We start from the raw sequence: 9,253 nt of genomic DNA on the forward strand, positions 1-9,253 counted from the left end.
TGTCGCCGCCAAGCAACGTTTTCACCAGACGACCATGCTGGGTCACGAGAGTGGCCTGATCCTGCGTCACCCATTTCTGCTGCCCGTTCTCTGCGAAAGCGAGCACCACAAACAGCTGCGGCCCGCCGTTGAGCTGCATGTACTGGCTGGCGTAGGGCATGTTTTGGATATCATCGTCCGTTAGCTGGACGCCGGGCGTGCCAAACAGACTGTCCCACAGTGAGTTGCCCAGCTGCTTTGTGGTGGCTGAGCAGGCCTGTAACAGCAGGCAAAGTAATATGAGCGCAGGTCGCTTCACGACTCTTCTCCAGAGGGGCAAAATAACCACACCGAAGTGTGGTTAGAGTTAAACGTACCGGTGTTACTGGGTACTGGTGGTGGTTGTGGTGGTGGTCCCGGTATTGGAACCGTCACCGCCGCCGGTTGCCGCCAGAGCGACACCCACCGCCGAACTTACGGTGCTCACGCTGGATGCCGAGGAGCTACCCGCCGACACCGACGTTGCTGCCGAGCCTGCTGCTTCACCCACCTGAACGGGGGCTGCATAGACAGAACTCGCCGCAAGCGCAGATATGGCAAAAATGCCATACAGAACTTTTTTCATAACAATTTCCCTTCATTGAATGAATGGAGATTTGCCCAAAAGCGTTTCGGGCGGGATCGAGTATACACAACTAAAGCATGCGAATTACGGTAGGGGGAAATAGCGGAATGGTTTTAGGATAATTGGACTTTTGTTGAATTATTTACTTTAATTAAAATAATAATAAATATTAAAAACAACGAGTTATGATTAAAACCTGACATCTGAACGATCCGTATTATCCTAAAATAACACGGCGTTATTTTCAGGTTATTTATTATTTTAGGATTATACTCAATATAGAACGGTGGAGAACAACACGGACAACCGGAATTATCTTATAAAAAAAGCCGATAATAATATCGGCTGATTTCATTATTAATTTGCCGGATAAGGCATTCGCCGCCATCCGGCACGCTGGCAGATTAACGCCAGGCTTTATAACGGTTAATCAATCCGTTAGTCGAGCTGTCGTGGCTTTCGATCGCCTTATCATCTTTCAGCTCCGGCAGAATACGGTTTGCCAGCTGTTTACCCAGCTCAACGCCCCACTGGTCGAAGGTAAAGATGTTCAGGATGATGCCCTGTGTAAAGATTTTGTGCTCATACAGGGCGATCAGCGCCCCCAGGCTGAACGGGGTGATTTCACGCAGCAGGATGGAGTTAGTCGGGCGGTTGCCCTCAAACACTTTGAACGGTACCACGTGTTCCAGCGTGGCCGGATCTTTACCCTGGTCACGGTATTCCTGCTCCACCACTTCGCGGGATTTCCCGAACGCCAGCGCTTCAGTCTGGGCGAAGAAGTTAGACAGCAGCTTCGGATGGTGATCGGACAGCGGGTTATGGGTAATCGCCGGGGCGATAAAGTCACAAGGCACCATTTTGGTTCCCTGATGAATCAACTGGTAGAACGCGTGCTGACCGTTGGTTCCCGGCTCACCCCAGATGATCGGCCCCGTCTGGTAATCCACCGGGTTGCCGTTACGGTCAACATATTTCCCGTTGGACTCCATATTGCCCTGCTGGAAGTAGGCCGCGAAACGATGCATATACTGGTCGTACGGCAGGATGGCTTCGGTTTCAGCACCGAAGAAATTGTTGTACCAGATGCCGATCAGCGCCAGCAGCACCGGCAGGTTGCTCTCCAGAGGCGTGGTCGAGAAGTGCTTATCCATCGCATGCGCGCCGGACAGCAGTTGCACAAAGTTGTCGTAGCCGACAGACAGGATGATCGACAGACCAATCGCTGACCACAGAGAATAACGACCGCCCACCCAGTCCCAGAACTCGAACATGTTGGCGGTATCAATACCGAACTCACCAACCGCTTTCGCATTGGTAGACAGTGCAGCGAAGTGTTTCGCAACGTGTTTTTCATCACCGGCGGTTTTCAGGAACCAGTCACGCGCGCTGAGGGCGTTGGTCATGGTTTCCTGCGTGGTGAAGGTCTTGGACGCCACGAGGAACAGGGTAGTTTCCGGATTCACTTTCTTCAGCACTTCGGCGATATGGGTACCGTCGACGTTAGAAACAAAGTGCATATTCAGGTGATTTTTGTATGGGCGCAGCGCTTCGGTCACCATGAACGGGCCGAGGTCGGAGCCGCCAATACCGATGTTGACCACGTCGGTGATCGCTTTACCGGTATAACCTTTCCACTGACCCGAAATAATGGCTTCGGAGAAAGATTTCATCTTCTCCAGCACCGCGTTGACTTCCGGCATCACATCTTTGCCGTCAACCATAATCGGGGTATTGCTACGGTTACGCAACGCCACATGCAACACGGCACGATCTTCCGTACGGTTGATTTTCTCGCCGGAGAACATGGACTTGATGGCGCCCGCCAGATCGGTCTCTTTCGCCAGATCCTGCAGTTTCGCCAGCGTCTCTTCGGTGATGCGGTTTTTGGAGTAATCCACCAGCATCAGATCGTCAAACGTTGCGGAGAATTTGCTGAAGCGATCGTTATCCTTCGCGAACAGATCCGCGAGGGTAACGTCCTTCATGTCGTCAAAGTGTTTTTGTAGTGCCTGCCAGGCAGAGGTCTGCGTTGGATTGATGTTTTTCATTAGCAATACTCTTCTGATTTGAGAATTGTGACTGAGATCGATTGTAACGCCAGTCACAGAAAAGTGTGATTGTTTTAGTGCCGTTGCCCTGGCTTCGGTCAAATACAGTGAAAAAACCGCGTTGTTATAAGTACGGTTACTCAGCCACTTGCCAGCATGAAAAATCCGCATAATCCCGGCGTTGACAGTGTCGTCTGCACATTTTATTTATAAATACGGTATTTGCGCCTGCACCGGTTTCTGTTCTGCCTTTGTGCCCAGGTCGCTTTCTCACTCCCTGACACGAGGTTGTTATGACAGAAATCGTTGTTTCCAAATTTGGCGGTACCAGCGTCGCTGATTTTGATGCCATGAACCGCAGCGTCGACGTGGTGCTTTCCGATGCAAACGTGCGCGTAGTGGTGCTCTCAGCTTCTGCTGGCATCACCAATCTGCTGGTGGCGCTGGCAGAAGGACTGGAACCACAGGCTCGCTTTGAGAAGCTCGACGCCATCCGCAAAATTCAGTTCGATATCCTGGAGCGTCTGCGTTATCCCAACGTCATTCGTGAAGAGATTGAACGCCTGCTGGAAAATATCACCACGCTGGCGGAAGCGGCCTCATTAGCCACCTCCCCGGCACTGACGGATGAACTGGTCAGCCACGGCGAACTGATGTCCACCCTGCTGTTTGTTGAGATCCTGCGTGAGCGTAACGTTCAGGCGCAGTGGTTTGATGTGCGTAAAGTGATGCGAACCAACGATCGCTTTGGCCGTGCCGAACCTGACGTAGCGGCGCTGGCGGAGCTGGCGACATTGCAACTGACCCCACGTCTGAGCGAAGGGCTGGTGATCACGCAAGGGTTCATCGGCAGCGAAGGCAAAGGGCGTACCACCACACTCGGACGCGGCGGCAGCGACTACACGGCCGCCCTGTTGGCCGAAGCGCTGCATGCGGCGCGTGTCGATATCTGGACGGATGTTCCGGGCATCTATACCACCGATCCTCGCGTGGTGCCTGCCGCCCAGCGTATCGATGAAATCGCCTTTGAAGAGGCGGCGGAAATGGCTACCTTCGGCGCGAAAGTGCTGCATCCGGCTACCCTGCTGCCTGCGGTGCGCAGCGATATCCCGGTCTTCGTTGGCTCCAGTAAAGATCCGAAAGCGGGCGGCACGCTGGTTTGTAACAAAACGCAGAATCCACCGCTGTTCCGCGCGCTGGCGCTGCGTCGTAAGCAGACGCTGCTGACCCTGCACAGCCTGAATATGCTGCACTCGCGCGGTTTCCTGGCTGAAGTGTTCGGCATTCTGGCGCGCCATAATATCTCCGTAGATTTGATCACCACCTCTGAAGTGAGCGTGGCGCTGACGCTGGACACCACCGGTTCCACCTCCACCGGCGATACGCTGCTGACGCAGTCGCTGCTAATGGAACTGTCGGCCTTATGTCGGGTGGAAGTGGAAGAAGGTCTCGCGCTGGTCGCGTTGATTGGTAACGATCTGTCGAAAGCCTGCGGTGTCGGCAAAGAGGTGTTCGGCGTACTGGAACCGTTCAATATCCGCATGATTTGCTATGGTGCCTCCAGCCATAACCTCTGTTTCCTGGTGCCTGGCACCGAAGCAGAACAGGTGGTACAGAAGCTGCACCATAATTTGTTTGAGTAAGACAGGCCTGAATGCCGGATGGCGATGAAACGCCTTATCCGGCATTCAGGCCAGTCGGTGTCGGCCCGATAAGCGTGAGCATCATCGGGCAACACGGTCATGACATCACCGTCTCGTAAAGCAGTCGATCCAGTGCCTTCACGTCGCCTTCGCGGCTATCCGGTAACGTTGGCGGGATTTCGCCTCGCGCCAGTTCGGCGTGGATAAACGCATGCAGCAGCGGACGACGCGGACCATACTCCGCCTCCCCAGCCCGCTGTTTGCGCACCAGCAGTTCATCTATTTCCTGACGTAACGGCGCATCCAGATCGCTTCCCGCCAGCAGTTCGGCAAACCGCATGGGCGGAACGCCTTTTCCTGCTTCAACCCAACGCACCGCCAACAGCGGACGCAGGACGTAGAAGTACTTTTTCAGACGCACCGTTTCCCCCTGCAAGTAGCCGCGAAAGTTTTTTCGCGCCATCGAGTAGTAGTGCCAGCGCGCACGAAGCGGAGAGAACCACTGCGGTATCATCGCGTTAAGCGCACTGACCGTAGCATCATCCTGCTGATAAACCACCGGGGAATCCAGCCACTCGATCAGCGTTGGGTTAGCGCCCTTCAGCAGACCCAGCGCTTTACGCCACTCCCAGCCGCACACATCCAGCTCATCGTCGATTGGCAGCTCGATCACGTCACGCGGCGCATCAACCCGCAGATACCACTCCGGCGGATGAACATACAAAAACCGCACATCGTAATCGCTATCCGGCGAGGCAAATCCCCAGCCACGACTCCCCGATTCGCAGGCATACAGCACCCTGACACCGTAGCGGGTTTCTATCTCTTTGAGCTGCCGCATGACCCGTTCGCACATTGCGGCACTCACTGCATTTTTGGTCATCTTCTTTTATCCTTTTACACATACCACCTGCCGCAACGTATGCACGATCTCCACCAGCGAAGACTGCGCCGCCATCACGGCATCAATGTCTTTGTAGGCCAGCGGAATTTCATCAATCACCTCGCTGTCTTTACGGCATTCAACGTGGGCCGTCGCGCGGATCTGATCCGCTACGGTAAAGCGTTTTTTAGCCGCCGTTCGGCTCATGGTTCTTCCCGCACCATGACTGCAGGAACAGAAGCTCTCTTCATTTCCCAACCCACGCACAATGAAGCTTTTCGCCCCCATCGATCCGGGGATGATCCCCATCTGGCCTTTTTGTGCGGAAACGGCACCTTTACGCGTTACCAGCACCTCTTCACCAAAATGACGCTCTTTTTGCACGTAGTTATGGTGGCAATTCACTGCTTCTTGTTGCGTGATAAACGGTTTACTCACGCTACGCGACAGCGCGGCCAGCACGCGGGACATCATGACCTCCCGGTTTTGTCGGGCAAAATCCTGCGCCCATTCCACCGCTTCAATGTAGTCGTTGTAGTGCCGACTCCCTTCCTGGAAATACGCCAGGTTTCGGTCAGGCAAATTCGCGATATGTTGTTGCATATCCTGCTGCGCCAGCGTGATAAAGACGTTGCCGATGGCATTCCCCACACCACGCGAACCACTGTGCAACATCACCCAGACGCGCTGCTGCTCATCCAGACACACTTCAATGAAGTGATTACCGGTTCCCAACGTTCCGAGATGCTTATAGTTATTGGTTTTCAGCAGCGAGGGATACTTGTCAGTCAGGCGCGTAAAGCGCGGTGCCAATGTCCCCCAGTGAGTACTCACCTCCTCTGGCGGCGTGTCCCACGCCCCTTTATCGCGACGGGATCGCGTATTGGTTCGCCCGTGGGGAACGGCCTGCTCAATCGCGCTCCGCAACCCGCTGAGGTTATCCGGCAGATCGCCAGCCAGCAGCGAGGTACGTACCGCAATCATCCCACAGCCGATGTCCACCCCCACTGCTGCCGGAATAATCGCTCCTTTGGTCGGGATCACGCTGCCAATCGTTGACCCTTTCCCCAGATGCACATCCGGCATGACCGCCAGGTGTTTAAAAATAAATGGCATCTTCGCCGTGTTCAGCAGTTGCTGGCGTGCCTCGGGTTCCACCGGGACGCCGTGCGTCCACATTTTCACCGGCGCCGCGTTCTGCGACGTCAACAGCGCATAGTCGTGATGTGCCATGTTTCTTATCCTTTAATGTTCACTAAGCCGTGCAGAACCTGGTCCAGGCCACCGAATACCGAGATTTTATCGATACGCTCTGCCACTCTTTCGAGGGTTTCCAGCTCTTTTAAACGCAAAGCCACCGGGTTGTTTTCCATCACTTTCGCCGTATTCAACAACGAACGCGTCGCTGCCGTTTCTTCACGACGGCGGATCACGTTGGCCTGCGCCGATTTTTCCGCTTCAACCAGACGGGACAGAATCGTTTTCATATCCCCCGGCAACACAATGTCCTTCACACCCAGCGACGCCACGTCGATACCATATGGCGCCATCCGGTCTTTCACCTGTGCGCTGACCACCTCATCAATTACCTGTTTATCTTCCAGCAGCTCATCAAGCGTGCGCGTCCCGACGGCCTCCCGCAGCGCAAACTGCAGTTCGCGGTACAGATGATCGAGCGGTTTAGTGAGCTGTGCAAACGCCAGCAACACATCGCGGTAACGCCAGTTCGCTGCCAGATTCAAGCGCAGGTTGACCTTATCTTTGGTCAAAATTTCCTGACCGCCCACTTCCAGCACCTGCAAACGGGTATCCACCACTTCAGCGTCAACCAGATGATTCACTTTCCAGTACGCCGTCAGACCCGGCGGCAGCAGTGCCTGCGTCTCGCCATCAATTTTCAACACTCCGGCGTGCCAGGCAGGCACCTGTACGGTAAGCATCGCTTCACGACCTTTTACCGCGCCGCTACGTCGCGGTTGCAGAACCGCATTCATGACCTCAGCAGGCACCTGAACCTGACGCGTATCCATCCGTACCAGTTTCAACGCCTCGTCGGCCCGCCAGTACAAACGGCGCGTTGACGGAGGCAGGATCTCCTGCAACACCTCATTCATGTATAACGCGCCCGCTTCACTGTCGTTAAGATCAACGGCCAGGGCATAACGTGATACCCAGTCTGGTTGAAAGCGGCGTAAATAATTCGCCAGCGCTTCCGGCACTTCGCTGCCGTCCAGATTAACCACCAGCACCTCTGGCGTGTTGAACCACGGCAGACGGTGTTCACCCGCCTCCAGAACCTGATAGTAGTCGCCGTTTTTGGCTAACAGACCTAATTGTCCTTTACGAATAGTGATTTTCTTCGTCATTTTTCTCTTTTCCTTATCAAGTCAGGTGCGGGTGCGGAGGCGAGGCCACAGGGGAATTCCCTTTTGCCTGCGGCGCGGCATCGTGACCGGCGACCTGTTTTGGGGCCTGTTAACTGCGCAGTGCCCGTTTTTATTTCTATGATTAACAACCAGTTTCATTGGGAGAATGAATCGGGAATCGAACCCATTGTTCAGGTGTCATCGGTTGACGGAACACTTCCGGAATACAGCCTCAGCCGTTCCTGACGTGCCGGCGGGGTTTAACCCCCTGCGCTTTCAACGTGTTGACGAGAGAGTTATTGCCAGAAGCGTGCCAGAACGAAAAAAAGACGAAATTATTTTTTACTTTATTGATTAATAAGTAATTAATTTTCATCACCAAAAATGATGATTGCAGACGTCTCGCCTGTTTTTTATCCTTACCTATCGAACTTTATCTTTTTGGATAAACATGAAAAAGCGACGGGTGGTGATTGGTGTACTGGGCACGGTGCTGGATAAACGCGGCAAACGGGCAAACCGGTTAAAGAAATGGCGGCCCACGGTCGGACTGTGCCAACAGCCGGATTTCCCGGTCGATCGGCTGGAGCTTATCCACCAGCCACGCGATGCCGGGATGTGTCAGCAGTTAGCGGAAGATATTAGCCTGCTCTCACCACATACTGAGGTTCGTCCACATGCCATCCCCATTACCGATCCCTGGGATTTCGAAGAGGTCTACGCCGCGTTCCTCGACTTTGCCACTCATTACACCTTCGATACCGAGAATGAAGAGTATCTGGTGCACATCACTACCGGCACTCATGTGGCGCAAATTTGCTGGTTCCTGCTGACGGAAGCCCGCTATCTGCCCGCCAGCCTTCTGCAAACCGGACCCGCACTGAAGGGCGCTCCGCAGGAGGATGTTGCCGCTGGCACCTGCTCGGTGATCGATCTTGATTTAAGCCGCTATGCCACACTCACCAGTCGCTTTCAGCGTGAGCAGCAGCAATCGATCTCCTTCCTCAAAGGCGGTATCGAGACGCGCAATGCCACGTTCAATAAACTGATTGACCGTATTGAGCGCGTTGCCTTGCGCTCTGGCGATCCTATCCTGCTCACCGGCCCCACCGGTGCGGGGAAATCCTTCCTCGCAAAACGAATTTTTCAGCTTCGTCAGTCACGGCATCTGGTGGGTGGAAAACTGGTGGCAGTGAACTGCGCGACGCTGCGCGGCGATAACGCCATGTCGACGCTGTTTGGTCATGTGAAAGGTGCGTTTACGGGCGCACTGTCGTCACGAACGGGACTGTTACGTGAAGCCGACGGCGGGGTGCTGTTTCTGGATGAGATCGCGGAACTGGGGCTGGATGAACAGGCCATGCTACTGAAAGCGATCGAGGAGAAAACCTTCTTCCCGTTTGGCTCAGATAAAGAGGTGTACAGCGATTTCCAGTTGATAGCCGGAACCCATCGCGATATGCCGCAGTGGGTCGCCGAAGGGCGTTTTCGCGAAGATCTCTACGCACGGATAAACATGTGGCGCTTTGCCCTGCCCGGCCTTGCACAGCGGCGTGAAGACATCGCCCCTAACGTGGAGTATGAGCTGCAACGCTTCTCCCGCAGCCGACAGAATCAGATTCGTTTTGATAAGGAGGCGCGTGAACGCTATCTGGCGTTTGCCTGTTCACCTCAGGCGCAGTGGCGTGGCAATTTCCGCGAACTGA

General features: G+C 54.5%; 8 protein-coding genes. 2 read left to right on the forward strand and 6 right to left on the reverse strand.

Annotated elements, in window-relative coordinates:
* The 3 genes from AB7E14_RS15415 to pgi form a co-directional block, all read right to left on the reverse strand.
* Positions 1–298 (reverse strand): YjbF family lipoprotein (locus tag AB7E14_RS15415; RefSeq protein ID WP_428169651.1); only part of this gene is annotated, 298 nt, incomplete at its 3' end.
* A 63-nt stretch (positions 299–361) separates the two neighbouring features.
* Complete coding sequence (gene yjbE, locus AB7E14_RS15420; protein WP_042321038.1) at positions 362–604, reverse strand: exopolysaccharide production protein YjbE; 243 nt, start codon at positions 602–604, stop codon at positions 362–364.
* A gap of 404 nt (positions 605–1,008) precedes the next feature.
* On the reverse strand, positions 1,009–2,655 hold the full coding sequence (pgi, locus tag AB7E14_RS15425; protein WP_316962653.1) for a glucose-6-phosphate isomerase: 1,647 nt from the start codon (positions 2,653–2,655) through the stop codon (positions 1,009–1,011).
* A 293-nt stretch (positions 2,656–2,948) separates the two neighbouring features.
* Here pgi and lysC point away from each other — a divergent pair, with 293 nt between their 5' ends.
* Complete coding sequence (gene lysC / locus AB7E14_RS15430; RefSeq protein WP_316962654.1) at positions 2,949–4,298, forward strand: lysine-sensitive aspartokinase 3; 1,350 nt, start codon at positions 2,949–2,951, stop codon at positions 4,296–4,298.
* A 97-nt stretch (positions 4,299–4,395) separates the two neighbouring features.
* Here lysC and AB7E14_RS15435 read toward each other — a convergent pair whose 3' ends face one another.
* From AB7E14_RS15435 to AB7E14_RS15445, 3 genes are read right to left on the reverse strand one after another with little or no spacing between them, the layout of a single operon-like run.
* Positions 4,396–5,181: a nucleotidyltransferase domain-containing protein gene (locus tag AB7E14_RS15435; protein ID WP_316962655.1), complete on the reverse strand. Its 786-nt coding sequence runs from the start codon at positions 5,179–5,181 to the stop codon at positions 4,396–4,398.
* Between the two features lie 6 nt (positions 5,182–5,187).
* On the reverse strand, positions 5,188–6,414 hold the full coding sequence (locus AB7E14_RS15440; RefSeq protein ID WP_042999016.1) for an RtcB family protein: 1,227 nt from the start codon (positions 6,412–6,414) through the stop codon (positions 5,188–5,190).
* A gap of 5 nt (positions 6,415–6,419) precedes the next feature.
* Positions 6,420–7,547 (reverse strand): slipin family protein, encoded by a 1,128-nt coding sequence (locus AB7E14_RS15445; protein WP_044326844.1) that lies wholly within the window; start codon positions 7,545–7,547, stop codon positions 6,420–6,422.
* Positions 7,548–7,998: 451 nt separating this feature from the next.
* Between AB7E14_RS15445 and rtcR the strand changes: the two genes are divergently transcribed.
* The coding region (gene rtcR, locus AB7E14_RS15450) for an RNA repair transcriptional activator RtcR (RefSeq protein WP_428169652.1) at positions 7,999–9,253 on the forward strand (1,255 nt) is incomplete at its 3' end.

Origin of the sequence: Citrobacter sp., from assembly GCF_050252275.1 — a bacterium.
Classification (GTDB): domain Bacteria; phylum Pseudomonadota; class Gammaproteobacteria; order Enterobacterales; family Enterobacteriaceae; genus Citrobacter_A; species Citrobacter_A amalonaticus.

Excerpts from the sequence above, each read along its gene's own strand:
- yjbE (WP_042321038.1), bottom strand. The coding sequence starts at position 604 with ATGAAAAAAGTTCTGTATGGCATTTTTGCCATATCTGCGCTTGCGGCG.
- pgi (WP_316962653.1), bottom strand. The coding sequence starts at position 2,655 with ATGAAAAACATCAATCCAACGCAGACCTCTGCCTGGCAGGCACTACAA.
- lysC (WP_316962654.1), top strand. The coding sequence starts at position 2,949 with ATGACAGAAATCGTTGTTTCCAAATTTGGCGGTACCAGCGTCGCTGAT.
- AB7E14_RS15435 (WP_316962655.1), bottom strand. The coding sequence starts at position 5,181 with ATGACCAAAAATGCAGTGAGTGCCGCAATGTGCGAACGGGTCATGCGG.
- AB7E14_RS15440 (WP_042999016.1), bottom strand. The coding sequence starts at position 6,414 with ATGGCACATCACGACTATGCGCTGTTGACGTCGCAGAACGCGGCGCCG.
- AB7E14_RS15445 (WP_044326844.1), bottom strand. The coding sequence starts at position 7,547 with ATGACGAAGAAAATCACTATTCGTAAAGGACAATTAGGTCTGTTAGCC.